Here is a 26,888-nt window from a genome sequence, read left to right as displayed (position 1 = left end):
CTCCGACCGATCAGGGGCCGGCCGTCGAGACGATCTTCACCACGTCGCCCTCGGTCAGCTCGTGGCCCTCGCCGATCCGGCGCGAGGCGCGCGCGTCGACCGCGTGGAGGTACCCCTCGCCGATGTCGGAGTGGACCGCGTACGCGAGGTCGCGCGGCGTCGAGCCCGCGGGCAGCAGGAAGGCGTCCGGGAGGACGTTGCCCGTCCCGTCCGTCCACTTGCCGGCGTCCTGGACCGGGTAGGCCGTGATCCGGTCGAGCAGGTCGTAGACGGCCGCGTTCAGCGCGGTCTGGACGCCCGTCCCCCCGTGAGCCGACATCGACTCGCGGAGCGCGTCGAGGCCGGCGCGCTGGTCGTCGGAGACCTCGCCGGTGATGGCGAACTCCTCGTCGCCGGGGTCGTAGTCGACGACGCCCGCCTCTGCGGCGCGGCGCAGGGCCAGTTCGCCGTCGGCGGTCGCCGGGATCACGGGCTTGTCGGTCCCCTCGCGGATGCGCTCGACGGCGCCGTCGGGCGCCGCGTCCACCTTGTTCGCGACGACGACGATGGGCTTGGTGCGGCGGCGGACCGCCCGCGCGAGCGCCTCGCGGTCGTCGTCGGTCCACGCCTTCGGGTCGTCCGGGTACTCCAGCCCGCGCAGGACCGCGGTCACGTCGCGCTCGGTCGCGCCGAACCCCGTGAGCATGTCCGACAGCGCGGCTTCGAGGTCGAAGTCCGGGGCGCGGGACTGCCGCTCGACGCCCTCCCAGTTGCGGTCGACGATGCCGGCGAGCCACAGGTCCATCTCCTCCTCGACGAAGTCAACGTCGTCGAGGGGGTCGTGGCTCCCGACCTCGACCGGCTCGCCCTCGGCGTTCGTCGCGCCGGAGGCGTCGACGACGTTCAACACCACGTCCGCGTTCGTCAGCTCGTCGAGGAACTGGTTGCCGAGCCCCTTGCCCTCGTGGGCGCCGGGGACGAGGCCGGCGACGTCGAGGAGTTCGATCGGGACGTACCGCTTCCCGTCGCGGCAGTTCTCCGCCCCGCAGCGCTCCTCGCGGTCGAGACAGGGGCACTCGGTTCGGACGTAGGTCACGCCTCGGTTCGGGTCGACCGTCGTGAACGGGTAGTTCGCGACGTCGACGTCGGCCATCGTGGCGGCGGTGTAGAAGGTGGACTTGCCGGCGTTCGGCTTGCCCGCGAGCGCGACCGTGAGCATACCCGACGGTCGCGGCCCCGCGAAAAGCGCCTTTCGGTCGGGCGGGGCGAGCGCGCGGGGCTACTTCCGCGCGACGATCCGGAGCACGTCCTCGTCGGCCAGTTCGTGCCCCTTCCCGACCTGCTGGTCGTCGTGTTTCGCGCTCTCGCCGGTCACGCGCGCGAACTTGAACCGCTCGTCGAACTCGCCGCCGAGCTTCTCGCAGGCGTCGCCGACGGTGTCGCCCTCGAACAGGATGAGCGGCTCCTCGTAGTCGACGCCGCGGCCCGGCTTGTCCATGTAGATCCGGATGACGCCCAGCTCCTCCCAGAGGCGCTCCTTCAGCCCGTCGAGGCCGAGCCCCTCCTGCGCGGAGATAAACACCACGTCGTCGGGGTCGAGGTCGCGCTCGCGCAGCTCCTCTTTCACGGTCGGGAGGTAGCTCTTGTCGATGAGGTCCGCCTTGTTGACCGAGACCATCGAGGGGAGGTACTCGCGGTTGTCCATCACGGCGTCGACCAGCTCGTCGATGGTGAGGTCGTGGGGGATCGTCACCTTCGCGTTGACGTAGCCGTACTCGCGGAGGACCTGCTTGACCGTCTCCTCGTCGAGGCTCACCTCGTCGCTCATCGTCACGCCGAGCCCGTCCTTGTGCGTCTTCCGGATGTTGATGTTCGGGGGCTCGGTGTCGAGTCGGATGTTCGTGTTGTACAGCTCCTCGCGGAGCCGGTCGTACTGCTCGATCTCGAAGACCGAGAGCATGAACACGACCAGGTCCGCGGTCCGGACGACCGAGAGCACCTCCTTCCCGCCGCCGCGGCCGCCGGCGGCGCCCTCGATCAGGCCCGGCACGTCGAGGATCTGGATGTTCGCGCCGCGGTACTGCAGCATGCCGGGGTTGACGTCGAGGGTCGTGAACTCGTACGAGCCGACCTCGCTGTCGGCGTTGGTGAGGGCGTTGATGAGGGTGGACTTGCCGACGCTCGGGAACCCGACCAGGGCGACGGTGGCGTCGCCGTGCTTCTCGACCGCGTAGCCGTGGCCGCCGCCGGCGGAGGACTGGTTCTCCAGCTTCTCTTTCTTCTCCGCGAGCTTCGCCTTCAGCCGCCCGATGTGGGCCTCCGTGGCCTTGTTGTAGGGCGTGTTGGCGATCTCCTCGCGGAGGTCTTCGATCTCCTCCTCCAGTCCCATTACCCGTTCCTCGGCCGGTCGGCTCGTTAAAGGTGTTCCTTCGGATTGCCAGTCCTCGACCGAGGATCGGATCGACCGCGAACGCCGCGCGAACCGCCGGTTCGCCGCCGAACGAGTGGTTGGCCCGCCGATACTTCGACACGGTTATATCGGAGACGAGTAACCCATTCACACGCCGAATGCCAGATCCGTCGAGCCTTCGCGACAGTACGCAGATCGTCCTCCCGCGCCGCGCGCTCGACGGGCACCGGGAGTGTCTCGAATCCCGCTTCACCGTCACCGTCGTGGAGGGCTCCGACCAGTACCGGATCATCGGGAGCCCGGTCGAGATCAAGGCCGCCAGCAACTACCTCGCGCGCAACGGCGTCGCGGTCGCGTGAATCGCCCGGCGGTCGCTCGCGGATATTCTTGAGCGACGGCCCGCCGCCGCGCCCCTTCGACCGCCGCGCCGGCTGCGAGTTCCGGATCCCCACGACCGCTGCTGGGGTCCAAACCCTATTGCGTTCCATCCGCCAACGAGGACCGTGATGGACACCAACCGCGAGTGGCTTCTCGCCGAGCGGCCGACCGGCGAGCCCGACGAGGACAGCTTCGAACTGCGCGAGACCGACGTTCCCGACCCCGACCCGGGCGAGCTCCTCGTCCGCGTCCGGTTCCTCTCCGTCGACCCGTACATGCGCGGCCGGATGCGCGACGCCGAGTCGTACGCCGAGCCGTGGGACGTGGGCGACGCGCTCAAGGGCGGCGTCGTCGGCGAAGTGGTCGAAAGCGAGGGCGACGCGTACGACGCGGGCGACCTCGTGACCGGCGAGGGGCGCTGGGCCGACTACGCGACGCTCGACGCCGCCGACGTCGCGCCGGTCGACCCGACCGTCGCCGACCCGGAGGCGTACCTCGGCGTCCTCGGGATGCCCGGCCGGACCGCCTACTTCGGCCTCCTCGACGTGGGCGAGCCGAAGCCCGGCGACACCGTCGTCGTCTCCGGCGCGGCCGGCGCCGTCGGCTCCGTCGTCGGCCAGATCGCGAAGCTGAACGGCTGTCGGGTGGTCGGCTTCGCCGGCAGCGACGAGAAGACCGACTGGCTCACCGACGACCTCGGCTTCGACGCCGCGATCAACTACAAGGCGACGGACGACTACCGGGCCGCGCTCGACGAGGCGGCGCCGGACGGCGTCGACGTGTACTTCGACAACGTCGGCGGGTCCATCACCGACGCCGTGTTCACGAAGCTGAACCTCGACGCGCGCGTCGCTGTCTGCGGTCAGATCGCCCACTACAACGACGAGACGGTCCCGACCGGGCCGCGGAAGCTCCCGCAGCTCATCTCCGTGCGCGCGACGGTCCGGGGCCTGCTCGTCGGCGACTTCGCGACCCGGTTCGGCGAGGCGAGCGAGCGCCTCGCGGGGTGGGTCGCGAGCGGCGACCTCGAACACCGCGAGACGGTCGTGGAGGGATTGGAGAACGCGCCCGACGCCTTCCTCGGCCTGTTCTCCGGCGAGAACATCGGGAAGCAGGTGGTGCGGGTGTCGGCGGCGGAGCAGTAGTCGCGGCCCGCTCGACCCCGTTACGCGGGAAACGCGGCCCGGCCCCGCGGCGGTCGTCACCGCCGCGAAGGAACCGTCGGCAGGGCTATACGACGCTGAGATGTATCGGCGCGTATGAAATTACTCCGCTGGGCCGCGGTCGCGCTCGTCGGGGCCGTCGTCGTCGTCGCCGCCGCGTACGCGGTCTTCGCGGGCGTCCTGATCGGGTCCGACGTGGCGTCGTACTCCTCGGACGGCGTCACCGTGTCGGACCTCGCGTACGAGGACGCCTTGGACCGAGCCGACGCGGCCGGGTACGAGGTCGAGCGCGTCGGATCGAGCGGCTTCCACCCGGCGGGGATCGCCGAGCTCGACGCCGACCTCGGCCCGGAGTACGAGGCGTTCAGGGTCACGTTCGACCACTCGGAGGCGACGCGGCTGTGGGCCACCTTCTACGCCGACGAGGGCGTCACCGTCGTGACCGTCTTCGCGGACGGCAACCGCGGCGAGTTCACCGTCGACGACCTCCCGCCGGAGGAGTGGCTCGTCGATCGGCTCACGACCCTGTTCGAGATGGACGAGGCGACCGCGGCGGGGGACGTCGAGGAACTACAAGCGAACGTCCGTGACGCCGAGCCCGACGAGCTCGGGGCGGGCGCCCCGGAGATCAGGATCGAGGAGCCGGTCGCGTTCCGCGCGACGTACGACGAGCTGACCGCTCGCGCGACGACGGTCACCGAGCGTTCCGTCCCGGGCTCCGGTCAGCACACCCGCGAGTACTACGCGGGCGGAGCGCGGTTGGGAGCGATCGACTTCGTCCTCTCGCGGGCGACCGTCACGCACGAGGTCGACGGGTACACCTACCGGGTCCACCTCGATTACCACGGCGGGATCGAGGTCGACGCGCAGACGCGCGCCTCCCGGTCATTCGAGGAAGCCGACGTTCGCGCGACCTTCCGACGGATGTTCGAGGAGATGGGGATCCCGCCGGAGACGGCCGACCACCTACGGCTGGAGTACCGGGGGAGCGTGTGGTGAACGAGAAGGCGCCTGCTTCGTTCAGTACGTGCGACTGGTAGGTTCAGATCCCTGCCCGGTACATATTCGCGCCGCTCGCGACGTTGCTCGCGGCGCAAAAACATGGACTCGCGGGGGTCCCGCGAGCGAACGCAGTGAGCGAGTGGGGCCACGCGAGGGAACGACTAAGCGAACGAAGTGAGCGCAGGAGTGGACTCGCGGGGATTTGAACCAGAACCAGACGTGCTCGCTCGCGTCGCTCGCTGCGCGCGACTGGTAGGGTTCAAATCCCCCGCTCGGCACATGTTCACGCCGCTCGCGACGTTGCTCGCGGCGAAAAAACATGGACTCGCGGGGATTTGAACCCCGGGCCTTCCCCGTGCCAGGGGGATGATCTACCACTGATCTACGAGCCCGCGAACGCATCCGTTCGTTCCCCGCTGGATATATTAAGGCCTTCGACTCGCCGACGCGAGGCGGACCCGATCCGGAGCGCGTCAGATCCGGTCGGAGTCGACGTACACGTCGAGGTCCACGTCCCGTCTCGACCCCTCCAAGTCCTGAACGGCGCGTTCGACGACGCGCTCGGCCTCGTCTCTGATCAGCGGGATCGCCTTCTTCAACACCCAGTCGAACGAGACGAGCCGCGGCAGGTCGAGCGCGTCGGAGCTGGCGGAGCCCGGATCGAACTCGACTTCGAGCGCGACCTCGCAGGGGGCGTCGTCGCTTCGATCGGCGTCGTCGCTCGTGTCGTCGCCCGCGTCGTCGCTGGTCGCGGGCGTCACCCGCCAGCAGCCGCCGGCGTCGATGTCTTTCGTGATCTCCCAGTCGATGCGGGCGGGCGGGTCGACGCCGGTCACCTCCGAACGAGCGGTGTAGGAGATCTTCCACCACGCGAACGTGAGCGCGTACCGGGTCCCGGGCCCGCCGTCGCCGGTGACCGTGCGGACCTCGCGGAGGTACTCCGAGTAGTTCGCGTACTGCGGGAAGTCCAGCAGGAACTCGTACACCTCCTCGGGATCGGCGTACACCTCCGTTCGCACGACGAGTTCGTCCACGTACCCGGGTTCGCGCGGCGCTTATTAAACGGTCCGGCGACGGTACGTGTTCGGCGTTTCCGCAGTGATCGGTGTCGGATCCTCACCCGCTCGGTGGTACTCGAGCGACCTCGGGATGACGGAGTACTCCTCCAAAGCCCCAGTCTCTCGCTCGTACGGATTTGGCTTCCCTGCGGCGAACACCGCCAAAGCCCCAGCCGCGAGGACTCGCGCGGCTTGCTGCGCTCCTCGCTCACTCCGTTCGCTGTGGTGCTTACTGCGCCGTGCTTCGTCCTCGCGGCTGCCCCTTTGAGTCCCACCCCGCACCGCGACCGCACCTCACGCCTCCCCAGCCTCGTCGGGCGCCATCGCTTCGCTCGGCGCCCGACTCCCTCGCGCGTGCTCCTCGCGTCCGTCGGACGCTCGGAGGCACGCGCCACCGCTCCCAGAAAGGAATTCTTGAACCGCGAGGAGGCGAAAGGGCGCGATCAGCGGAACCCGGAACGGGCCGCCGAAGCCGCCGGATACATGCGGGTCGCGGCGCTCGTACGCCCATGGCTGCCGACGAGCGCAACGCCTTCGAAGTGTACCGCGACCGGGTTGATCGCCCCCTCGGACGGCTGTTCCGCGAGTACGGGGCCTCCGAGGCCCACTGGCTCGCGGTCGGGATGGTCGCCAACATCGTCGCCCGGGTGGCGGGGCTGATCCCGCCGGTCGTCCTCGGCGTCGCGATCGACGCCGTCTTCACCGGCACCGGCCCCTACACGCTCCCGATCGTTCCGGACGCGTGGCTCCCCACCAAAGACGGCGCGCAGTTCCGCCTCTCCGTGCTGCTCATCTTCGGGTCGTTCGTCGTGACGGGCGTGTTCACGTACGTCTACGGCATCGCGGCGAACAACTTCGCGCACCGCGTGATGCACGCGGTCCGCACCGACTCCTTCGACCAGATGCAGCGGCTCGACATGACCTTCTTCGACGACAAACAGACCGGCGAGGTCATGTCCGTCCTCAACAACGACGCCTCGAACCTAGAGGTCTTCCTGGACAACGCCCTCCAGAACTCCGCCCGCCTCGGCGTGATGCTGGTCGGGATCGCGGGCGTCCTCGTCTACTACAACTACGAGCTAGCGGTCGTCACCCTCGCCGCGATCCCGCTCATGCTCCTCTTCACGGTGTGGTTCATGCGCGCTGTCGAGCCGCGGTACACCGCCCAGCGGTCCGTCGTCGGCGACCTCAACACCGCCCTCGAGAACGCGCTGTCGGGCGTCGAGCTGGTGAAGACCTCCAACACGGAGGCCCACGAGAGCGATCGCGTGGAGGACGCCTCGTTCTCGTACTTTCGGCGGACGATGTCGATCCTCCGGCTCAACTACGTCTACCGCCCCGGGATGGAACTGCTCGCCGGGCTCGCCTTCGCCGCCACCTTCGCGGTCGGCGGCTACTGGCTCGCGAACGGCCCGCCGGGCCCGTTCTCCACGGAGCTGACCGTCGGGACGTTCGTTACCTTCGTCCTCCTCACGCAGCAGTTCGTCGCCCCGCTCGCCGAGGTCTCGAACATCATCGACCAGTACGAGAACGCGAAGGCCTCCTGCGAGCGCGTGTTCGGGCTGCGCGACATCCCGGTCCGCATCGAGGACGCCGACGACGCGGTCGAACTCGGCGGCGGTGCCGAAAGCGACGGCGGGGCCCGAAACGACGGCGGCGTGACGCCGGCCGGCGACACCGACCGCGGCGGCGTCGCGGGCGCGGTCGAGTACGACGACGTCTCCTTCGCGTACCCCGAGAACGCCCTCGTCGACCCCGCGGACGCCGAGGAGGAGGTCCTCAGCGGCGTCTCCTTCGCCGCCGACCCGGGCGACACCGTCGCCCTCGTCGGCCCGACCGGCGCCGGGAAGTCGACGCTGCTCAAGCTCCTCCTCCGGCTGTACGACGTGACCGACGGCGCGATCCGCGTCGACGGCCACGACGTGCGCGACGTGACCGTCGAGAGCCTCCGCTCGTCCGTGGGCTACGTCGCGCAGGACACCACGCTGTTCGACGGCACCATCGCCGAGAACATCCGCTACGGCCGGTTCACGCGGATCGAGGAGGCGGGCGCCGAGGGCCTCGACGAGGACGAGGTCCGAGAGCGCGTGGTCGAGGCCGCGAAGGCCGCGGAGGCCCACGAGTTCATCTCGTCGCTGCCGAACGGCTACGAGACGCGGATCGGCGAGCGCGGCGTGAAGCTCTCCGGCGGCCAGCGCCAGCGACTCGCCATCGCGCGGGTCGTCCTCCAAGACCCCGCGATACTCATCCTCGACGAGGCGACCTCCGCCGTCGACACCGAGACCGAGATGCTGATCCAGCGCTCGCTCGACCGGCTCGCCGCCGACCGCACCACCTTCGTCATCGCGCACCGCCTCTCGACGGTCACCGACGCCGACACCGCGCTCGTGTTGGAGGACGGCGGGGTCGTCGAGCGCGGCACCCACGAGGAACTGCTCGCCGCGGACGGGCTCTACGCGAAGCTCTGGGGCGTTCAGGCCGGCGAGATAGACGAACTGCCGGAGGAGTTCGTCGAGCGCGCCCGCGAGCGCCACGTCGACCGCGCGGTCGAGCGGGCGACCGAGAGCGAGGTCGACCCGGAGACGCTGGAGTAGCGGGCGGCGCTCGTTTCGCGGCTCAGTCGTCGCTCGACACCTGGCCGGTCGCGTCGGCGTCGGCGCCCGGCACGGCGGCGGCGGGCGCGGGCGGCTCGTCGCGCACGTCGACGCCCGTGCCCTCCGCGATGACCTCCGCGTACGCGTCGGGGAAGACGCGGACGAAGTCGTCGAGCGCGGCCTCCCAGTCGTCGAGGAGGTCGGCCGCGCGCTCGCTGTCGGTGTACGCGCGGTGGTTCTCGACGAGCCGGCGGAGCATACGCTCGTCCGACCCCTCCAGCGTCTCGGAGACCGACACCATCCCGCGGTTGACGCGGTCGTCGAGGCGGTCGTCGGGGTCGTACACGTAGGCGATGCCGCCGGACATCCCGGCCGCGAAGTTGCGGCCCGTGTCGCCGAGGACGGCGACGACGCCGCCGGTCATGTACTCGCAGCCGTGGTCGCCCACGCCCTCGACGACCGCTTTCACGCCCGAGTTGCGGACGCCGAAGCGCTCGCCGGCGACGCCGTTGACGTACATCTCGCCGTCGGTGGCGCCGTACAGACAGACGTTGCCGGCGACGACGTTCTCGGTCGGGTCGTACGCCGCCTCGGCGGGCGTGTCGATCACGAGCCGCCCGCCGGAGAGCCCCTTGCCGACGTAGTCGTTGGCGGCGCCCGACAGCTCCATCGTGATCCCCGGCGCGAGGAACGCGCCGAAGCTCTGCCCGGCCTCGCCGTCGAACCGGCAGGAGATGGTGTCGTCCGGGAGCCCCTCGCCGCCGTGTTCGGAGACGACGCGGTTCGAGAGCGTGGCGCCGACCGCGCGGTCGACGTTGCGCACGTCGCGGGTGAGCGCGACCGGCGCGCCGTCCTCGATGGCGGGTGCGGCCTCCTCGATGAGGTCCCAGTCGAGCAGGTCGTCGATACCGCCGTGGGCCTGCTCGCGGACCTTGGTGCGGGACTCGCCCGCGGGCTCGGCGATGACCGCCGAGAGGTCGAGGTGCTTCGCCTTCTCGTGGTCGGTGTCGCGCTGGGCGAGCAGCTCGGGGCGGCCGATGAACTCCTCAAGCTCCGTGTACCCCTGCTCGGCCATGATCTCGCGCAGCTCCTGCGCGATGAACGTCATGTAGTTGATGACGTGGTCCGGCTGGCCGGGGAACCGCTGGCGGAGGTCCTCCCGCTGGGTGGCGACCCCGACCGGGCAGGTGTTCTCGTGGCACTGCCGGGCCATCACGCAGCCCGCGGTGACGAGCGACGCGGTGCCGAAGACGTACTCCTCGGCGCCGAGGGCGGCCGCGACCGCGACGTCGCGGCCGGTCCGCAGCCCGCCGTCCGCGGAGACGCGAATGCGGTCACGGAGCCCGGTGGCGCGGAGCATCTGGTTCGCCTCCGCGAGCCCGAGCTCCCACGGCAGGCCGGCGTTCTTGATCGAGGTCTTCGGCGAGGCGCCGGTGCCGCCGTCGTGGCCGGAGACGTGGACCACGTCGGCGTTCGCCTTCGCGACGCCGGCCGCGATGGTCCCGATGCCGGCCTCCGAGACCAGCTTCACGTTGACGTCGGCCTCGGGGCTCGCGGCCTTCAGGTCGAAGATGAGCTGCTTGAGGTCCTCGATCGAGTAGATGTCGTGCTGGGGCGGCGGCGAGATGAGCCCGACGCCCGGCGTGGAACACCGGACGTGCGCGATCATCTCGTTTACCTTCTTGCCCGGGAGGTGGCCGCCCTCGCCGGGCTTCGAGCCCTGCGCCATCTTGATCTGGAGCTCATCGGCGCTCGCGAGGTACTCGGAGGTGACGCCGAAGCGGCCGGAGGCGACCTGCTTGACGGTACACTCCTTCTCGGTGTCGAACCGCTCGGGCGGCTCGCCGCCCTCGCCGGTGTTCGACTTCGCGCCCAGCCGGTTCATCGCGATGGCGTTGTTCTCGTGGGCCTCCGGCGAGATGCTCCCGAGGCTCATCGCGGCCGTCGAGAAGCGCTCGACGATCGACTCGACGGGCTCGACCTCCTCGACCGGGACGGGGTCGCGGTCGGAGTCGAACTCCAAGAGCCCGCGCAGCGACTGGAGCTCCTCGGTCTGGTCGTTCACCAGCTCCGCGAACTCTTGGTACTGCTCGTAGTCGCCGCCGCGGACGGCCTGCTGGAGGGTGCCGACCGTCTGGGGGTTCCAGCCGTGTTTCACGCCGGACGAGCGGTGCTCGTACTCGCCGATCGTCTCCAGTTCGGGGTCGGCGCCGAACGCCATCGCGTGGCGCGTGCGCAGGTCGTCTTCGATCTGCTCGATCCCGATCCCCTCGGTGCGGATCTCGGTCCCCTCGAAGTACTCGGCGACGAACTCGGAGTCGAGCCCGACCGCCTCGAAGATCTGGGCGCCCTGGTACGACTCCATCGTCGAGATGCCCATCTTCGCCATCGTCTTGAGGAGGCCGTCCTCCAGCGCGTGGCGGTACGCGGCGAGCGCCTCGTCCTCGTCGGCGCCGTCCGGCCCGGCGACCACGTCGGCGATGGAGGCGTACGCGAGGTACGGGTCGACGGCGTCGGCGCCGTAGCCGACGAGCGTCGCGAGGTGGTGGACCTCGTGGGGCTCGGCGGACTCGACGACCACGCCCGCGCGGTTGCGGAGCCCCTTGCGGACGAGGTGGTGATGGACCGCGCCGGTCGCGAGCAGGCTCGGCACCGCCAGGCGGTCCGGGCCCACCGCGCGGTCCGAGAGGACGACCACGTCGGCGCCGTCCTCGATGGCGGCCGCGGCGTCCTCGCGGACCCGGTTGACGGCGTCGACGAGCGACCCGTCGCGGTCGTAGGTGACGTCGACGACGACGGAAGTGAACTCGGGGCCGTCGGCGGCCACGTCCGCGTCGCCCGGGCTCCGCTCGCCCGGCCCCGGCAGGTCGCGGAGGGCGGTCGTCTCGGCGTCGGTCAGGACCGGTGACTCGGCGACGATCTGCTCGGCGTGCTCCGGCGTCTCGTCGAGGAGGTTGCGCTGATTGCCGATGCGCGTCTCGAGCGAGGTGACGAGCTCCTCCCGGATGTAGTCGATCGGCGGGTTCGACACCTGCGCGAACAGCTGCTTGAAGTAGGTGAACAGCGGGCGGTCAACGTCGGCGAGGACCGAGAGCGGGGTGTCGTCGCCCATGGAACCGACCGGGTCCTTCCCGTCCTTCGCCATCGGCTCGACGAGGTGGTTCAGCGAGTCGGTCGTGTAGCCGAACGCGGCCTGGTGGGCGCGGACGGTGGGTTCCGCGTCCACGTCGTCGGCGTCGTCGCCCTCGTCGACCGAGTCCGCGCCGATCCCGGCCGCGGCGTCGTCCTCCTCGGTGAGCGCGTCGAGGTCGACTTGGCCGTCCTCGACCCACTCGCCGTACTTCTCGTCGGTGAGCGCCTCGAACACCTCGTCGTCGGGGACGATCCGGCCCGCCTCGGGGTCGGCGACGAAGATTTCACCGGGCTGGAGGCGGCCCCGACGGCGCACGTCCGCGGGCTCGGTCGGGAGCGCGCCGACCTCGCTGCCGACGACGAGGCGGTCGTCCGTCGTCACCTCGTAGCGACACGGGCGGAGCCCGTTGCGGTCCAAGACGCCGGCGACGCGTTCGCCGTCGAAGCCGATGACGAGGGCGGGACCGTCCCACGGCTCGACGAGGGAGGCGTGGTAGTCGTAGAAGTCCGCGCGGTCGTCGTCCATCAGGTCGTCGCCGCGGAACGCCTCCGGGATCAGCATCCGGAGCGCGTGCGGAAGGTCGCGGTCGGTATGGAGGAGTAGTTCGAGCGCGTTGTCGACGCTCGCGGTGTCCGACTGGTTCGGGTCGTCGATCACCGGCTTGATCGTGTCGAGTTCGGCCCCGAACGCCGGGTGTTCGAGGTCGTTCTCGCGGGCCCGCATCCAGTTGACGTTGCCGCGGATCGTGTTGAACTCGCCGTTGTGGACGATGTTGCGGTACGGGTGCGCGAGGTGCCACGCGCCGAGCGTGTTCGTCGAGAACCGCGCGTGGACCAAGGCGACGTGGCTCGCGAAGCGCTCGTCCGCCAAGTCGGGGTAGTAGTCAGCGAGCTGCGAGCCCTTCAGCAGGCCCTTGTAGACGACGCGCTGGCGGTCGAGCGAGCAGACGTAGAAGCGCCCCGCGCCGTCGACCTCCGAGACGGCGTTCTCGATCTCGCGGCGGGCCGCGTACAGCGCGCGGTCGAACCCGAGCAAGTCCGGGTCGGCGTCGTCGGGGCGGTTCCCCTCGCTAGTGAACCGCTGGGCGAGCCCCGCGCCCTCGACGGGCGCGACGAACACCTGCGACACCTCGGGCTCGGAGTCGAGCGCCGTGGCGCCGAGGTCGGCGTTGTCGGTGGGCACCGAGCGCCACGCGAGCACCTCCAGCCCGTAGACGGCGCACACCTCGGCGATGACGTCGTGGATCTCCGCCTGGACGCCCGGCTCCGGCGGCATGAACACGGAGCCGACAGCGTACTCCTCGGGGAGGTCGGCGTCGACGACGTCGCGGAAGAACTCGTCCGGCCGCGCGACCATGATCCCCGCGCCGTCGCCGGTGTTCTCCTCGGCGCCGGTCGTCCCGCGGTGTTCGAGGTTTTCGAGCAGTTCGACCGCGTCCGCGACGGTGTCGTGCGACGGCGCACCGTCGAGGTCGACGACCCCGCCGATGCCGCAGTTCGACCGGTCGTCCGTCGGCGCCGCGAGCCCCCCCTCGTGACCCGAGGGCTCCGAGTCGCGTACGCCCCGGGTGGTACTACGTGACTTGGTCATACGTCTCCCTACGGATGAATAGTTAAAGGTATGACCCTGATAGGGGTAGGATCCATCGTACACACATTAGGGAATATAAGGTAATTATTCATCACGGGTGGTGAACAGATGACACACCACCAGAACCAGACAGAACCATCGGGTTTTCAGTCCGATAATTGACGGAATACCCCATAACACACCGCGAACGTTTCACTCTATCCGAGCAGAGTGGTGAAACGTCCAGCTCGAAATTACTCTCGAAGAGGGACGAACGAGCCGTTGATGTCCCACTCGTGGATACAGTAGACGTTACCGGGGTCGTCCGCGATCCGCCACCCCTCCACCTCGTCGTCCCATCGCTCCTCGCGCCCGCAGAGTTCGCACGCGCGCTCCTTCGGCGGTGTGATGGTCACGCCCATGACCGAACGGAAGACATCAGCGAGCAAAAACGTACCGACGGTCGGCCACCACGGAACTGTATCGCGACGCGATCCGACGGGCCATCCGAACGACGGTTACACCCGCACTCACCCCACGCCCCCGCGGCGCCGAGCGAGCAGCGACGCCCCGGCCACCGCCGCGAGCGACGCGGCGGGCCCGAACCCGGGGAGGTCGTACGCGGTCGATCGGATCGGCGCGTCGTCGTAGCCCAGATCGCTCGCATCGGCCTCGTCCGAAGGCGGTTCGCCCGACACAGACGATTCCCGGAACTCGCCCGAGTCGCCGGGGGCGGCCGATGTCGCGCCGCCGCCATCACCGGTCTCGGTGTCGCTCGACGGTCCGTTCTCGCCGTCGCCCGGCCGTCCGTTCTCGGGGCGGGAGTTCGCCGCCGCGGAACCGGCTGGCCCGGGTTCGAGCCCGCCAGGTCCGGAAAGCTCCGCCGGTCCCGCGGCCGGCGGGATCTCGGACGCTCCGGGGGCGATCGAGACGCCGACGCCCGGCGGCCGCGACGGCCGGCCGAGATCCGAGCCGGTCGGTCCGTCGGGTCCGTTGTTACCGCCGGCATCGGTGGCGGCAGCGTCGTCGGACCCGACGGAGCCGCCCGGACCGTCAGCCGAACCAGTGCCGGGGGACCCACCGGTGATCGAACTGCTACCGGCCGAGCCGCCACCGGTTGAGCCACCATCGGCCGAACCGCTACCTGCCGAACCGCCGCCGGCCGAGCCACCATCGGTCGAGGCGCCGCTCGTGTCTGAGGTGGTCGGCGCACCGGGCTGACCCGACGACCCCGTCGCGACCGACGCGGTCGTCTGGGTGGAATCGGCGGTCGATTCGGCGCTCGTTTCCTCCGCAGCCGGATCTGCGACGTAGGTCAGCCCGGTCGTCACGCGGTGCCTGTCGTCCGCCGCGGTCCGGCGGAGTCGATCGTCGTCCACCCGAAAGGCGGCCTCGAACGTCTCCCCGGGGTCGGGGATCGTCTCGGTTCCGAACGCGCGGTCGCCGGCGACGACGAGGTACAGGCCGTTCCGGCCGAGGTGGACTGCGGACTCGTTCGGCGTGTGACCGATCCCGCCCCCGTCAGACCCGTTACTTGCGTCCGTGGCCGTCGGTTGGACCCCGAATTCGAGGCCGTCGAGTCGGTCGAGATCCGCGCCACGCTCCAGTGATCCGTTCGCGGTCGTCGCGAGGCCCGTGAGCCCCGTCGCGTTCACCGCGTACACGACGGTGTCGTTCGCAGTTGCGGTCGTCGCCTCGGTGAGCGTTCCGTCGGCGATCGCCTCCCGGACCGCGGTCGCGTTCTCGAAGTCGCCGCGGTCGACCGCCTGCGTCGTGTACGCCGTTAGGTTGTTCGTCGATCGGGGTTCCACGGTGACCGTGGCGGTGTCGTTGGCGACCTCGGTGCCGTGTTCCGACCGGAGTGTGAGGTCGTACGTCCCGGGAGTGAGCGACCCGGAGTCCCCGTTGACCGACTCGACGCCGATACCGGTGCCTGCCGTGACGAAGTCCGACCGGGATTCAGTCGACGCGTATGTGTTAATCGTGACGGGTGTCGGGCCTGTCTTGTTGGTTGTCAGGTTGAGTGTTGTAGAAGAATTACCATCCGTACTAGAAAATGTCATATCTAATTTTGGTACACTATGAGACAGAGAGATCCGCATTGGACTTCCATAGTTTGACTCTTCAGTAATATTCTTCAGAGTAACGCGTTTTCTGTCCTCTCCAATAATTTCAAACTTCTCTGAATTCCCTCTATCTGAGTGGACGTAGTATGTGCCAGTAGAGAGCGTTGACGTATTATATCCGACTTGTTGGGAATTGTTCAACTGTGTTCCTATGGATACAATCCGAGAGTTTCCGTCCTTCCCTACTTTATGAAGCTCAACAGACCTCGGATTTGATGTGGAATTAAACAGAACTGTTTGTCCGGAGTATACGGGCGTGTTTATAGACTGATTGCGGTTGATTTGGACGGTATCTGTATTTGACCCAGTTGTGTGAACAGACTCAATGATAATTACTCCCCCATCGGCGACGCCATCAGAGACAAACTGTTGATTAAGATCAGAGTTCCGAAGCGGTTCCGCCTTTTTTACAGATACCCAGTTACCAGCACTATGTCCTAGTGCTAATTGAATGGACGCAGCATATCGGTTGCTACGGAAAATTCCACTTTGTGAGGCTGTGGTATTGAAATTGAGAGGGATATCCTCACTCCATCCCGTTAGAACTCTTGAGCGAGCAATAACTTGATCATGAAGGATATGACCAGTTGAATTGACAGGGTGTAGTGAAATTATGTATGGAGTCTCATCGTTGATCGTGTCTGAGACCTTAGCTCTGGAGATAACGATGGTCTCTGTTTGTGGTTCATTATATGATGAATTATTGAAATTTATATAGGAATTAACTACTCGACCACTAGCGGATGAAAGAGCTAATTCGGTTACCTTAGTGGGTAAATAATCTCCAATGTCATAATCTGAAGTATCAATCGAAGAGTTAGCTATGAGATATCCAGTGACATTTCCACCAGGGTTGGACAGATCAACAGAAATAGAATCTTCGCTCATAAGAACCTCTTTACGAAGATCTTGAACACCGATTATTTCGTTATGTTCTCGTTTTGTGATGAATAGGGTTGAATTTGTGTTCCCGCTGAGATTATCAACAGTTACACCGACAGCCGTCCGGAAGTCCCGATGGAGTTGTGTTGACCCGGTCGCTTGATTGTGAATTCGGATATTACCATCTATTATTTGAAATGAGCTTGTACTCTTTTGTTCGGTAAGGTTGGTAGATGAGAAATCAGTCTTGTTAGTGACTGTGATTGGATATCTTATGTTTCTCGAAAGTTGTGCCTCATCTGTGTTAATTCCAGATATTTGGACAGAGTCAATATGTATTGAGCGACTCGATCTATTCGGCCGTATCGTAGCGGCTAGGAGAGTCGTATCTTCAGTATTTAATTGTGAGGTATTAATTACGGATCCGTTTTGGATACCATTGATTGACATTGAGACTGAAGAAGTGTCTACTCCATTTGACTCAATACTAGCTAAATCCACATACAGTCTTATTTTTTCGGGAGTGTTTGATGTATTCAAAACTAGAATTTCAACATTATTTATTTTTTGCCCAGACTGACCTATTCGGATAGATTCCGGGTCACCAGTGCTGTTTAAAGTGGGTTTATGATTATTTGCTTGAGCATCAACGATGCTCGTTCCCAGTAGTACGATAACAGAACCGATCACGAAGCAAACGACAATACCGGTCCACAGCCATCGAAGCGATCGCGTCCGGATCATAGCCAACGAACCGCGGATGCCAGAGCGGTCGCTCCCGGGGCAGCACGGCGTCAGTGGTCGCCCAGCCTCCGCAAAGCGGCTCTTGTCGCACCGCGGGATCTCTTACTCGAACCGATCGCTTATAAGTGGCTTACGAAGGTGAAAGCTTCCGCTCGAAGAAATAATCGAAAGACAGCGGCGTCGCGAGAGGGCTGCTTCGTAGAAATTCACGGGCGATGTATCCAAGGCCAGACAGAACGGGAAACGAGGACTGGGCGGTCGCCGAAGCGGGTCAGTGTTCGACCGCCTCCATCATCGCGAGCAGCTGTTCGGACTGCTCGACCTCGACCGGGTGGAGTCCCACCAGCGCGATCACGTCCTCGCTGTCCGCGTCGGCCGCCTGGTGTTGGATCGTCGTGAGGTAGAGGAGGACGGGGATGTCCTCGACCGACCCGCTCTGGCCGTTCGAGCCCTCGACGTCCGCGCTAACGGTCGTTTCGAAGACGGAGATGGTCGCCTCCTGATCGAGGATCGTCCGCGTCTCCTCGCCCCGCGCCTCGATGTCGTCCGTCTGGATGTCGGCGTTGCCGCCGCCGACGTCCTGCTGGTTGACCTGGTTGAGGAGCCGGCGGATGAGCTCGGCGCCCTCCACTCGGACGAGCGGATTGACCGACTGGCCGGCGACCGACGCGTTCGGGGTGCTCGCCACGAACAACGCCGACTGGGTCGTCGGGTTGACGTACCGGGCGACCCACGTCGTCGCCGTCACCCGCGCGTTCACGCCCGTGACGTTGAACTCGCGGTCGATGCTGAACGACTCCGGCTCCTGACCGTTGTATCCGGAGTCACTGTACGCGCTCTCCGGGACGCGCGCCGGTTCCGCGTCGAACTCGTAGCTCCCGTCCTCGCCGGCGCATCCCGCGACCGCGACCGACGCCGAGGCAGCCATCGCGGCGAGCAGTCCACGTCGTTTCATATATACGGGTAGGTCCACAAAGTTCTTTAACACTATCGGCGAGGGTATCGGCCGCGAGAACGTCGGGGTCGAAGGCACAAAGTTCACGTCGGGGCGTGCGCGACGTGAGGCAAATGGAACGCCGAGGACAAACCGGGCTGGTGGAAGCGCTCTTCTTAGACGTTGTTCGCCTCCACGAGACGTGGATGGAGGTGGTCTTTCCCCGACAGCTCGACCCGAGCGCCGTCCTGGGAAAGTGGAAGCCCGAGACGACGGTTCAGTCGGTCGGCTACTACCTCTGGGCGGTGCTCGGCGCGCCGCTCGTCGCGGTCGCGTACCCGCTGTTGCTCGTCGGGTTCGCCACGCGCTACTACGCGGCGAAGCTCGACTCGGCGGTCACCCGGATCGGCGTCGCCGGTGCGGTGCTCGTCGCCGCCGTCGTCTGGGGGACGCTGACCGTCATCACCCACCTCCAACTCCCGTTCGACGCGGTGATCGCGGTCGGCGCCGCGAGCGCGGTAGCGGTCGTCTCGGCCGCGCTCGCCGCCGGCTTCTCGAAGCTGGGCGGACGGTTCGTCAGCGTCCTACTTGCGTACCCGTTCGCCATGACGGCGCTGTTCCTGCCGCCGGTCGTCGCCGCGCTCGTCACGCCGACGCTGGAGGAACTGATCTTACCGCCGAGCTACGACCTCGCGCGGTGGATCCTCGACACGTTCCTCTCGGTGGGCGGCATAAACGAGATGCTTCGAGGCGCGTTCGACCTGGAGACGTTCGGCGAGCAGTGGGGGCTCCCCGGGCTGGGCTACGTGCTGATGTGGATCGGGATCTCGGTGCCGCTCGGGTGGTTCCTCGGCCTGCTCGTCGCGCTGGCGAACCTGATCCGGCCGGCCGACGACGCCTGATCGGGTCGGGGGTCGCCTGAATCGGAGCGACCGTCAGTCGGCTGAACCGGATCGGTCGTCGATCGATCAGTTCTCGGGTTCGTATCCCTCGCTGGCCGCCTCGAACGACGACGCCGAGCGCTCGGTCTCCCGGCGTCGCTCGCGCTCGGCGATCGCCTCGGGGTCCGGGCTCGCGTCGTCGTCGATCCGAGCGATCGAGTTGTGGACCTTGGCGTGACACCAGCGACACAGGCCGACCGTGATCTCGTGGGAGCCGTCGCCGCCGTACGAGAGGTGGTGTTCCTCGACGAGCGGCCGGGAGTCGTCGTGGGCCAGGCGCACGTCCGCCAGCCCGCACCGGGCGCAGGTCTTCGCGTCGGTCGTCGACCGGTAGTGCGGGCACGCGCGCCACGCGCCGTCGGCGCCGACGTGGCAGTCGTAGCCGTCGGCGCGGCGGGCCGCCGCGAACTCGGGGTCGTCTCCGGACCGCGTCAGCGCGAAGCGACACCGACCGTCGTCGGTGAGGTGGTCGCAGACGCCGGCGACCGCGTAGGGGTCGTCGACGCCGACGGGAGTCCCGTCGGGGGTGCGCTCCATACCGGCAGGTAGGGGCGGACTCACTTCAATTCGGTCGCCTGAAGGCGGGAACGGAGCAGCGAGGGAGACGCGGCGGCCGGGGTGCCGACGGCTCAGACGAGGCTGGCGCCGTCGAAGTCGGTGCGGCCGTATTCCACGTCGAGGAGTCGGAGGAGGGTCGGGGCGACGTCGAGGAGGTCCGCGTCCTCGACCGTCGCGTCCGGGTGGTCGACGAACAGCGCGGCGTCGTCGAAGGCGTGCATCCCGGACCGTGGACCGTCGGGATCGAACACCTCGTCGTGCGGGCGGAACCCGGACTTGAGGTCGAACCCGTCGTTCGGGAGGACGACGAGGTCGGGCGCGATGGCGGCGTGATCGCCGCGGAACACCGTCTCGCGGTCGACGACGCGGTCGGCGACGGGGTCGCCGTCGGGGCCGGTCCACGACTCCAGCGCCTCGCGCAGTTCGGCGCGCGTCTCCTCGTACTCGGACTCGGGGACGACGCCGTTCGGCTCGCGGCCCTCCACGTTGAGGTAGAAGCGGCCGGGGACGAGCGAGTACGCGCGGGCGTCGTCGGTGACGTCGGCGAGCGCCTCGTGGTCGTCGCCGTCGTAGGAGAGCCACCCCTCGCGTTCGAGCCACTCGTTACAGTAGACGTCGTACCGGAGGCGGCGGAACCCGTGCGTGGAGCCGACGACGAGGGTGACGTCGTCCGGGAGCGCCTCGCGGATCGAGCCGACGTGCTCGTCGAGCGCGGCGTGGAAGGCAAGCAGCTCCTCGCGGTACGTCCCGCCGTCCTCGTAGTCGCCCCAGAGGAAGTGGTTGACGCGGTCGGGGGCGGTGAAGACGCCGACGAAGAGGTCCCAGTCGTCCCGCTCGACGTAGCGCTCGAAGGCCGCGGCGCGCGCGTCGAGGGTCTGGCGGGCGTGCTCTATGAACGCCGTCTTGTCCGGCTTGTGGCCGAGCTTCGCGTTGACCGACAGCCGATAGTCGCTGCCGGTCAGGTACTCGCGGAGCTCCTCGGGGGTGGCCGCCGCGTCGAGGTCGGGCGAGAGGTAGCCGGAGACCATCCGCTGGACGGTCCGCTGCGGCGGGAACGTGACGGGGACGTTCATCACGGTCGCGTCGAGGTCCGCCTCGGTCGCTCGGTCCCACACCCGGGGTGCCTGGACGTCGCGCCCCATCGGCACGTAGGTGTCGTAGGACCCCACCTCGCGGTCCTGAAAGCCGTACACACCCGTCTCGCCAGGGTTTTTCCCCGTCGTCAGGCTCGGCCAGCACGCGCTCGACTCCGCCGGCACGATGCTGTCGATCCGTCCCCCACCGCCCTCGTCCGCGATCGCCGACAGCGCCGGGAACGTCTCCGGGTTGTCGGCGACGAGCCGGTACGAGAGGCCGTCGATCCCGATGAACGCCACCCGCGGCGTGTCGCTCCCTCGCAGCCGGTCGAAGAGACCCATACACACTCATCCGCGGTCGAGGGCAAAAGGATTGACATCGGACGCGCCGCGAACCGCGGTTCGACGCCCCCGAGACGCGGGGGTCGTCGGCGCCCGAAGGGCGGCTCGTCTGTTCGTGAGGCCCGGACCGCCGACCGGCTCGGGTGGGTTTTTGTCCGTGACTCGCGGAGGACCCGGCATGGAACACAGACGCGCGATGCTCGTCGACGCGTTCGCCGCGGAGCCGCTGGCCGGGAACGCCGCCGGCGTCGTCCCCGACGCCGAGGGGCTGAGCGACGGCCAGCTGGCCGCGGTCGCCGCCGAGCTCGGCGCCTCGGAGACCGCGTTCCTGACCGACGGCGACGGCGCGGCCGACGACCGGCTCCGCTACTTCTCGCCGACCACGGAGGTCGACCTCTGCGGCCACGCCACGATAGCGACCTACGGCGCCCTGTTCGCCGAGGGGGCGATCGACGGCGGCGAGCGTACGCTCCGCACGAACGTCGGCGACCTCACCGTCTCGGTCGACGACGACGGCACCGTCTGGATGCGACAGCAGGCGCCGAGCGTCGAGGTCGTCGACGTCGACCTCGACCGGGTGGCGGCCGCGCTCGGCGTCGACCCCGCCGCGCTGCGCGACGTCGGCGCGGACCTCCCCGTCGCGGTCGCGTCGACCGGCCTGCCGTTCCTCGTCGTCCCGGTGAACTTCTTGGAGCGGCTGGGCGAGGCGGATCCGGACGACGACGCGGTCGAAGCGCTCTCGGAGGCGTTCGACGTCGCGGGCGTGTACGCGTTCTCCTTCGACGCGCTCGACGCGGACTCGACGCTCCACGGCCGGGCGTTCGTCCCGTCGCTCGGCATCCCGGAGGACCCGGTCACGGGGACCGCGAGCGGCGCGGTCGGGGGATACCTCCGCCACGTCGACGCCTTCGACGGGGACGAGCCCGACGAGCTCCGGTTCGAACAGGGGCACTTCCTCGACCGGCCCGGGCACGTCCGCGTTCGCGTGGAGGCGGACGGGGTCCGCGTCGGCGGGCGGGCGACGGTCGCGCTCGACGGGGAGATCCGGATCCCCGACGACGAGGACGACGAGATCATCGAGGCCTGATGCGCCGGAACGCGGGCGTCCGAGACAGAACGTTTAGGATCGCTCGCGACGTACGGCGGGTATGAAGTTCGACCTTCCACGCGCGGCAGCGGTCCTCGTACTGATCGTCGCGGTCGGCGCCGGCGGCCTCATCGGCGCGAACATGATGCCGCTCCGGACGACGCTGATGATGGTCGTCCCGTCGATGCTCGTCTTCGGGGCGCTCGCGTTCGCGATCGGCGTGAAACACGGCGAGTTCCGGGCCGGACACGCCTGACCCGGGGCGGGCGGCGAACGGCGATCGACCGGTGACGACGCCCCCGAGCGACCGGGGATCACGACCCTTTTGAAACGCCGTTGCGAACCGGGAGCCGTGCTGCCCGGGTCGCCACTCCTCGAACTGCTGTTGATCGTCGGCGGCGTCGCCCTCCTGTACGCCGGCGCCGAACTGCTCGTCACCGGCGCGCGGGACCTCGCGCTCGCCGTTGGGCTGAAGGCGTCGACCGTCGGCGTCACGGTCGTGGCGTTCGCGACGACCGCCCCGGAGCTGTTCGTCTCGCTGCTCGGCGCCGTCACGGTGTCGACCGACATCGGGCTCGGCGCCATCGTCGGCTCGAACATCGCGAACATCGGGCTCGTACTGGGCGTCTCCGCGCTCATCCGCCCGCTCGACGTCTCCGACACCGTGTTCCGCCGAGACGTTCCGTTCATGGTGTTGGCAGCGCTGCTACTCGTCGCGCTCGGCTGGGACGGCCGGATCGGCCTGGTCGACGGCTCGGTGCTGCTCGCAACGCTCGCCGCGTTCACGGCCGCGGTCCTGCGGCGCGTTCAGGCGAACCAGTCGGCGATCTCCGACAGCGAGCGCGACGGCATGCCGGACGCGGAGGTGCGCGACGCCGCGGCGGTCGTCGGAGGGATCACCGCGCTCGTCCTCGGCTCTCGGTGGCTGATCGACGGCAGCGAGTCGCTGCTGGCGGCCGCCGGGTTCTCCGACATCTTCATCGGGCTCACGGTGCTGGCGCTGGGGACGTCGCTGCCGGAGCTGGCCGCCAGCGTCGTGGCCGCGGTGCGCGGACAGGCAGAGTTCAGCGTCGGCAACGTCGTCGGGTCGAACATCTACAACATCCTCGCGGTCATCGGGATCGTCGCGGTGGTGACGCCCGTCGGCGTCGCCCCCGGCGTCCGCGGCTTCGAGTTCCCCGCGCTGCTCGCGTTCACGGCCGGAATCGTCGCGATAATGGCGTACCGCGAGCGGATCACCCGACTCGACGGCGCCGTGCTCACCGTCGGGTACGGGGTCTTCGTGTACCTGTTACTTCCGTAGCACGGCGTGCCCGGTTCCGGTCGGGGCGTCCGCGGCGGGGCGGCTTCCGAGGTCGGAACCGACGGGTATTCGGTCGCGGGCGGCCGAGCCGGTGCCGTGATAGCGATCGTCGTCAGCCGGGCCGACAGCGCCTCGGCGCACATCGGGGAGCGGCTGCTGGAGGTCGGCGACTGGACGGCGCGCGAGGACGGCTCGCGCCCCGACGCCGACGGGGGCGGGACCTACTACCGGACGGAGGGGTTCGAGCTCCGCGAGTTCGACGACCTCCACATCCGGCTGTCCGACCCGACCGCGGCCTTCGACTGTGACCCCGCGTTCCTCGCGTTCGTCTCCAGGCACTCGGGCGAGACCGGGCGACTCCTCACCGCGCACGTCACCGGGAACTTCGGCGGCGCCGAGTACGGCGGCGAGCCGGAGTCGCTGGCGCGGGCCGCGCCGGGCGCCGAGAAGCGCGTCGTGGAGGCGCTCGCCCGGCGCGCGCCCGACGGGTACGAGGTCGGCATCGAGTGTACCCACCACGGCCCGACCGACGTCGCCGTCCCGTCGCTGTTCGTCGAACTGGGGTCCGACGGACCGCAGTGGGAGGACCCGGACGCGGCCCGGGCGGTCGCGCGGGCGGTCCTCGACCTGCGGGGGACCGGCGCGGACCTGACTGCGGACGGCGACCCCGCGGCGACCGACGCGGGCGACGCCGGGAACTGGCCCCGCCACGTCGTCGGCTTCGGCGGGGGCCACTACGCGCCGCGGTTCACCCGGATCGTTCGCGAGACCGAGTGGGCCGTGGGGCACGTCGGCGCCGACTGGGCGCTCGGAGAGCTCGGCGCGCCCGACGCCAACCGCCGCGTGATCGAGGCCGCGTTCGAGCGGAGCCGCGCCGAGCGGGCCGTGATCGACGGCGACCGCCCCGCCCTCGCGGCGGTGATCGAGGACCTCGGGTACGGGGTGGTGAGCGAGACGTGGGTCCGCGAGGTCGGCGACGCGCCGCTCGCGCTCGTCGAACGGCTGGAGGCCGAGATGGGGTCCGTCGACGACGGCCTGCGGTTCGGCGCGGTCGGCGGCGACGCGCTCGACCCCGACTCGGAAGCGGTCGACGGCGATGCCGACGCGGTCGGCGACGCGGTCCGCGTCCGGGACCTCCCGGCGGACCTGCTCGCGCGGGCCCAGGGGCTCGACGCGGACGCGGCGCGCGCGACGGTCGAGCGCGTCGCCGTCGCGTTCGACACGGAGCAGGGCGGCACGCGGGCGGCCGGGCGCGTCGCGTTCGCGACGGCCCCGGAGGCGCCGGGCTACGCGGACCTGATCGAGGGGCTGGTCGACGTGCTTGAAACGGGGTACGACGCGGTCGAGGTGTCGCCGGAGGGGGGCGCGGTGGTCGCCCGGGAGACGGCGTTCGACCCGGCGCTGGCAGCCGAGCGAGGCGTCCCGGAGGGGCCGGCGTTCGGGCGGTTGGCCGACGGAGAGGCCGTCGAGGTCGACGGGGAGACCGTCGGGCCGGACGAGGTGTCGCGGACGCGCGCGGACCGGTTCCCGATCGACGGCGACGCGCTCGACTGATTTATAAGAATCGTCGCGTTCGGCGAGCGCGGGCACGGCGCCCATACTTTCGCCGGTCGACGGCGGACGCCGGTGATTTCGGCGTCCGACTCGCGTCAGACGAACGGGCAAAAATAAATACGTCCGGGTCGCAACCTCACCACATAATGGACTCCATCGTTGAGGACGCCATCGACGAAGCCGAAGAGGCCCCCGCAGACGACGCCGGGGGAGCCGGCGAGAGCGCCGCCGGGGGGAGCGCCGGCGCGCCGCCGCAGACGGGGACGATGACCGACGACGAGCTACAGGACGTCCTCCAGGATCTCCAGACGAACATCACGGTCGTCGGCTGCGGGGGGGCCGGCGGCAACACGGTCAACCGCATGACCGAGGAGGGGATCCACGGCGCGAAGCTGGTCGCCGCCAACACCGACGTCCAGCACCTCGTCAACATCGAGGCCGACACGAAGATCCTGATGGGCCAGCAGAAGACGCAGGGCCGCGGCGCCGGCTCCCTCCCGCAGGTGGGCGAGGAGGCGGCCATCGAGTCCCAAGAGGAGATCCAGGACGCCATCGACGGCTCCGACATGGTGTTCGTCACCGCCGGGCTCGGCGGCGGCACCGGGACCGGCTCGGCGCCGGTCGTCGCGAAGGCGGCCCGCGAGTCCGGGGCGCTCACCATCGCCATCGTCACGACGCCGTTCACCGCCGAGGGCGAGGTCCGCCGGACGAACGCCGAGGCCGGCCTCGAACGCCTCCGCGACGTGAGCGACACGGTCATCGTCGTCCCCAACGACCGCCTGCTCGACGCGGTCGGGAAGCTCCCCGTCCGGCAGGCGTTCAAGGTGTCCGACGAGGTGCTGATGCGCTCGGTGAAGGGGATCACGGAGCTCATCACGATGCCCGGGCTCGTCAACCTCGACTTCGCCGACGTCCGCACCGTGATGGAGAAGGGCGGCGTCGCGATGATCGGCCTCGGCGAGTCCGACTCCGACTCGAAGGCGCAGGACTCGGTGAAGTCCGCGCTGCGCTCGCCGCTCTTGGACGTGGACATCTCCGGCGCGAACTCCGCGCTCGTGAACGTCACCGGGGGCACCGACATGTCCATCGAGGAGGCCGAGGGGGTCGTCGAGGAGATCTACGACCGGATCGACCCCGACGCGCGGATCATCTGGGGGACCTCGGTCGACGACGAGCTTGAGGGCGAGATGCGGACGATGATCGTCGTCACCGGCGTCGAGTCGCCGCAGATCTACGGCAGCAACGGCGAGCCGCCGGAGGGCGGCGCGCCGAGCGACGTCGAGGACATCGACTACGTGGAGTGACGGACGCCGAGCGGGCGGGTCGGTGGCCGCGCGCCGGGACGGCGCCGTCGCCGCTTCGGGGGCGCATCAAAAGGTAAAAACCGTCTCGTCTCGAATCCGCAGGTAACATGGACGTTCCGTACGACCTCAACAGCTACATTCGGGTGCTGAAGCTGGCGAGCACGCCGAGCACCGACGAGTTCCTCCAGGTGTCGAAGATCGCCGGCGCCGGGATCCTGCTCATCGGGTTCATCGGCTTCCTGATGTTCGCGATCATGAGCCTCCTCCCGGGGGTCGGCGCGTAATGCCGATCTACTCGGTCAAGACCACGGCGAGCCAAGAGCGGACGGTCGCCGACATGATCGCCGAGAAGGAGGCGCCGGAGATCCAGGCCGTCATCGCCCCCGACCAGCTCACGAGCTACGTGATGGTCGAGGCGACCGACGGGACCGCCTTCGGGCGGATCCTCGACGAGATCCCGCACGCCCGCGGCGTCATTCAGGGCGGCGACGGCCCCGCCGAGAGCCCCTTCTCCGAGGTCGAGCACTTCCTCTCGCCGACCCCGGACGTGGAGGGGATCGGCGAGGGCGACATCGTCGAGCTGATCGCGGGCCCGTTCAAGGGCGAGAAGGCGCGCGTCCAGCGGATCGACGAGGGGAAAGACCAGGTGACCGTCGAGCTGTACGAGGCGACCGTGCCGATTCCGGTGACGGTCCGCGGCGACCAGATCCGCGTGCTCGACAGCGAGGAGCGGTAGCTCCCTCCTCGCGCC

General features: G+C 68.5%; 21 protein-coding genes and 1 tRNA gene. 12 read left to right on the top strand and 10 right to left on the bottom strand.

All coding sequences use genetic code 11. From position 1 onward, the window contains the following. Nucleotides 1–10 precede the first annotated feature (10 nt). Nucleotides 11–1,198, bottom strand: a complete 1,188-nt coding sequence (locus tag EXE48_RS01870) for a redox-regulated ATPase YchF (protein WP_053772349.1) — start codon at nt 1,196–1,198, stop codon at nt 11–13. A gap of 60 nt (nt 1,199–1,258) precedes the next feature. Further along, a complete protein-coding gene (locus EXE48_RS01865) occupies nt 1,259–2,368 on the bottom strand; it encodes an OBG GTPase family GTP-binding protein (RefSeq protein WP_053772350.1) in 1,110 nt (369 codons plus the stop codon). Between the two features lie 179 nt (nt 2,369–2,547). Between EXE48_RS01865 and EXE48_RS01860 the strand changes: the two genes are divergently transcribed. The 3 genes from EXE48_RS01860 to EXE48_RS01850 all read left to right on the top strand — a co-directional run bounded on the left by EXE48_RS01860 (nt 2,548) and on the right by EXE48_RS01850 (nt 4,929). Continuing rightward, entirely contained in the window at nt 2,548–2,748 is a 201-nt protein-coding gene (locus EXE48_RS01860) for a VNG_1110C family protein (protein WP_053772351.1), read from the top strand. Nucleotides 2,749–2,892: 144 nt separating this feature from the next. Further along, nucleotides 2,893–3,912, top strand: coding sequence for an NADP-dependent oxidoreductase (locus EXE48_RS01855; RefSeq protein WP_137710645.1), 1,020 nt, complete (start codon nt 2,893–2,895; stop codon nt 3,910–3,912). Between the two features lie 114 nt (nt 3,913–4,026). Beyond that, nucleotides 4,027–4,929 carry a hypothetical protein gene (locus tag EXE48_RS01850; protein WP_137704031.1) on the top strand — a complete coding sequence of 301 codons (903 nt, stop codon included), beginning with the start codon at nt 4,027–4,029 and terminating at the stop codon, nt 4,927–4,929. 323 nt (nt 4,930–5,252) lie between these two features. Here EXE48_RS01850 and EXE48_RS01845 read toward each other — a convergent pair. Then, nucleotides 5,253–5,324, bottom strand: a tRNA-Ala gene (locus EXE48_RS01845). A gap of 81 nt (nt 5,325–5,405) precedes the next feature. Beyond that, nucleotides 5,406–5,966, bottom strand: a complete 561-nt coding sequence (locus EXE48_RS01840; protein WP_053772354.1) for an SRPBCC family protein — start codon at nt 5,964–5,966, stop codon at nt 5,406–5,408. A gap of 533 nt (nt 5,967–6,499) precedes the next feature. Here EXE48_RS01840 and EXE48_RS01835 point away from each other — a divergent pair. Continuing rightward, the gene (locus EXE48_RS01835) at nt 6,500–8,584 is read left to right on the top strand and encodes an ABC transporter ATP-binding protein (protein WP_137710644.1); all 2,085 of its coding nucleotides are present in this window, start codon (nt 6,500–6,502) and stop codon (nt 8,582–8,584) included. Nucleotides 8,585–8,606: 22 nt separating this feature from the next. Here EXE48_RS01835 and gltB read toward each other — a convergent pair whose 3' ends face one another. The 4 genes from gltB to EXE48_RS01820 all read right to left on the bottom strand — a co-directional run bounded on the left by gltB (nt 8,607) and on the right by EXE48_RS01820 (nt 17,993). After that, nucleotides 8,607–13,307: a glutamate synthase large subunit gene (gltB, locus tag EXE48_RS01830; protein ID WP_137710643.1), complete on the bottom strand. Its 4,701-nt coding sequence runs from the start codon at nt 13,305–13,307 to the stop codon at nt 8,607–8,609. A gap of 233 nt (nt 13,308–13,540) precedes the next feature. After that, nucleotides 13,541–13,708, bottom strand: coding sequence for an HEWD family protein (locus tag EXE48_RS18630; protein ID WP_167551913.1), 168 nt, complete (start codon nt 13,706–13,708; stop codon nt 13,541–13,543). Between the two features lie 108 nt (nt 13,709–13,816). Continuing rightward, nucleotides 13,817–15,349: a hypothetical protein gene (locus EXE48_RS01825; RefSeq protein WP_241991931.1), complete on the bottom strand. Its 1,533-nt coding sequence runs from the start codon at nt 15,347–15,349 to the stop codon at nt 13,817–13,819. A gap of 1,960 nt (nt 15,350–17,309) precedes the next feature. Beyond that, on the bottom strand, nt 17,310–17,993 hold the full coding sequence (locus EXE48_RS01820; protein ID WP_053771510.1) for a DUF6517 family protein: 684 nt from the start codon (nt 17,991–17,993) through the stop codon (nt 17,310–17,312). A gap of 140 nt (nt 17,994–18,133) precedes the next feature. Here EXE48_RS01820 and EXE48_RS01815 point away from each other — a divergent pair, with 140 nt between their 5' ends. Next, on the top strand, nt 18,134–18,874 hold the full coding sequence (locus EXE48_RS01815; RefSeq protein WP_053771511.1) for a hypothetical protein: 741 nt from the start codon (nt 18,134–18,136) through the stop codon (nt 18,872–18,874). A gap of 66 nt (nt 18,875–18,940) precedes the next feature. Here the strand turns inward: EXE48_RS01815 and EXE48_RS01810 are convergent, their stop codons facing one another. Together EXE48_RS01810 and EXE48_RS01805 are read right to left on the bottom strand one after the other, a co-directional pair. Then, nucleotides 18,941–19,450, bottom strand: a complete 510-nt coding sequence (locus EXE48_RS01810; protein ID WP_137710642.1) for a DUF7097 family protein — start codon at nt 19,448–19,450, stop codon at nt 18,941–18,943. A 92-nt stretch (nt 19,451–19,542) separates the two neighbouring features. Further along, on the bottom strand, nt 19,543–20,889 hold the full coding sequence (locus tag EXE48_RS01805) for an alkaline phosphatase family protein (protein ID WP_137710641.1): 1,347 nt from the start codon (nt 20,887–20,889) through the stop codon (nt 19,543–19,545). A 178-nt stretch (nt 20,890–21,067) separates the two neighbouring features. On the opposite strand from EXE48_RS01805, the gene EXE48_RS01800 reads away from it, so the two are divergent. From EXE48_RS01800 to EXE48_RS01770, 7 genes are all read left to right on the top strand, one after another. Next, nucleotides 21,068–21,976: a PhzF family protein gene (locus EXE48_RS01800; protein ID WP_137710640.1), complete on the top strand. Its 909-nt coding sequence runs from the start codon at nt 21,068–21,070 to the stop codon at nt 21,974–21,976. A gap of 61 nt (nt 21,977–22,037) precedes the next feature. Further along, complete coding sequence (locus tag EXE48_RS01795) at nt 22,038–22,232, top strand: DUF7333 family protein (RefSeq protein WP_053771515.1); 195 nt, start codon at nt 22,038–22,040, stop codon at nt 22,230–22,232. A 96-nt stretch (nt 22,233–22,328) separates the two neighbouring features. Next, the gene (locus EXE48_RS01790) at nt 22,329–23,279 is read left to right on the top strand and encodes a calcium/sodium antiporter (RefSeq protein ID WP_121599115.1); all 951 of its coding nucleotides are present in this window, start codon (nt 22,329–22,331) and stop codon (nt 23,277–23,279) included. A 96-nt stretch (nt 23,280–23,375) separates the two neighbouring features. Continuing rightward, nucleotides 23,376–24,833, top strand: coding sequence for a D-aminoacyl-tRNA deacylase (locus EXE48_RS01785; RefSeq protein WP_053771517.1), 1,458 nt, complete (start codon nt 23,376–23,378; stop codon nt 24,831–24,833). A 146-nt stretch (nt 24,834–24,979) separates the two neighbouring features. Continuing rightward, entirely contained in the window at nt 24,980–26,137 is a 1,158-nt protein-coding gene (ftsZ, locus tag EXE48_RS01780; RefSeq protein ID WP_053771518.1) for a cell division protein FtsZ, read from the top strand. Nucleotides 26,138–26,244: 107 nt separating this feature from the next. Then, complete coding sequence (locus tag EXE48_RS01775; protein ID WP_006628863.1) at nt 26,245–26,421, top strand: protein translocase SEC61 complex subunit gamma; 177 nt, start codon at nt 26,245–26,247, stop codon at nt 26,419–26,421. Beyond that, nucleotides 26,421–26,873: a transcription elongation factor Spt5 gene (locus EXE48_RS01770; protein WP_004598345.1), complete on the top strand. Its 453-nt coding sequence runs from the start codon at nt 26,421–26,423 to the stop codon at nt 26,871–26,873. The genes EXE48_RS01775 and EXE48_RS01770 overlap by 1 nt, the downstream gene beginning before the upstream one ends. The last annotated feature ends 15 nt before the right edge of the window (nt 26,874–26,888 follow it).

The sequence above is a fragment of the Halorubrum sp. ASP1 genome, from assembly GCF_005435135.1.
GTDB lineage: Archaea > Halobacteriota > Halobacteria > Halobacteriales > Haloferacaceae > Halorubrum > Halorubrum tropicale.
The sequence above is the reverse complement of the archived record's forward strand: the minus strand, read 5'-3'. Positions and strand labels throughout refer to the sequence as shown.

Excerpts from the sequence above, each read along its gene's own strand:
- EXE48_RS01870 (WP_053772349.1), bottom strand. The coding sequence starts at position 1,198 with ATGCTCACGGTCGCGCTCGCGGGCAAGCCGAACGCCGGCAAGTCCACC.
- EXE48_RS01865 (WP_053772350.1), bottom strand. The coding sequence starts at position 2,368 with ATGGGACTGGAGGAGGAGATCGAAGACCTCCGCGAGGAGATCGCCAAC.
- EXE48_RS01860 (WP_053772351.1), top strand. The coding sequence starts at position 2,548 with ATGCCAGATCCGTCGAGCCTTCGCGACAGTACGCAGATCGTCCTCCCG.
- EXE48_RS01850 (WP_137704031.1), top strand. The coding sequence starts at position 4,027 with ATGAAATTACTCCGCTGGGCCGCGGTCGCGCTCGTCGGGGCCGTCGTC.
- EXE48_RS01835 (WP_137710644.1), top strand. The coding sequence starts at position 6,500 with ATGGCTGCCGACGAGCGCAACGCCTTCGAAGTGTACCGCGACCGGGTT.
- gltB (WP_137710643.1), bottom strand. The coding sequence starts at position 13,307 with ATGACCAAGTCACGTAGTACCACCCGGGGCGTACGCGACTCGGAGCCC.
- EXE48_RS18630 (WP_167551913.1), bottom strand. The coding sequence starts at position 13,708 with ATGGGCGTGACCATCACACCGCCGAAGGAGCGCGCGTGCGAACTCTGC.
- EXE48_RS01825 (WP_241991931.1), bottom strand. The coding sequence starts at position 15,349 with ATGACATTTTCTAGTACGGATGGTAATTCTTCTACAACACTCAACCTG.
- EXE48_RS01820 (WP_053771510.1), bottom strand. The coding sequence starts at position 17,993 with ATGAAACGACGTGGACTGCTCGCCGCGATGGCTGCCTCGGCGTCGGTC.
- EXE48_RS01810 (WP_137710642.1), bottom strand. The coding sequence starts at position 19,450 with ATGGAGCGCACCCCCGACGGGACTCCCGTCGGCGTCGACGACCCCTAC.
- EXE48_RS01805 (WP_137710641.1), bottom strand. The coding sequence starts at position 20,889 with ATGGGTCTCTTCGACCGGCTGCGAGGGAGCGACACGCCGCGGGTGGCG.
- EXE48_RS01800 (WP_137710640.1), top strand. The coding sequence starts at position 21,068 with ATGGAACACAGACGCGCGATGCTCGTCGACGCGTTCGCCGCGGAGCCG.
- EXE48_RS01795 (WP_053771515.1), top strand. The coding sequence starts at position 22,038 with ATGAAGTTCGACCTTCCACGCGCGGCAGCGGTCCTCGTACTGATCGTC.
- ftsZ (WP_053771518.1), top strand. The coding sequence starts at position 24,980 with ATGGACTCCATCGTTGAGGACGCCATCGACGAAGCCGAAGAGGCCCCC.
- EXE48_RS01775 (WP_006628863.1), top strand. The coding sequence starts at position 26,245 with ATGGACGTTCCGTACGACCTCAACAGCTACATTCGGGTGCTGAAGCTG.
- EXE48_RS01770 (WP_004598345.1), top strand. The coding sequence starts at position 26,421 with ATGCCGATCTACTCGGTCAAGACCACGGCGAGCCAAGAGCGGACGGTC.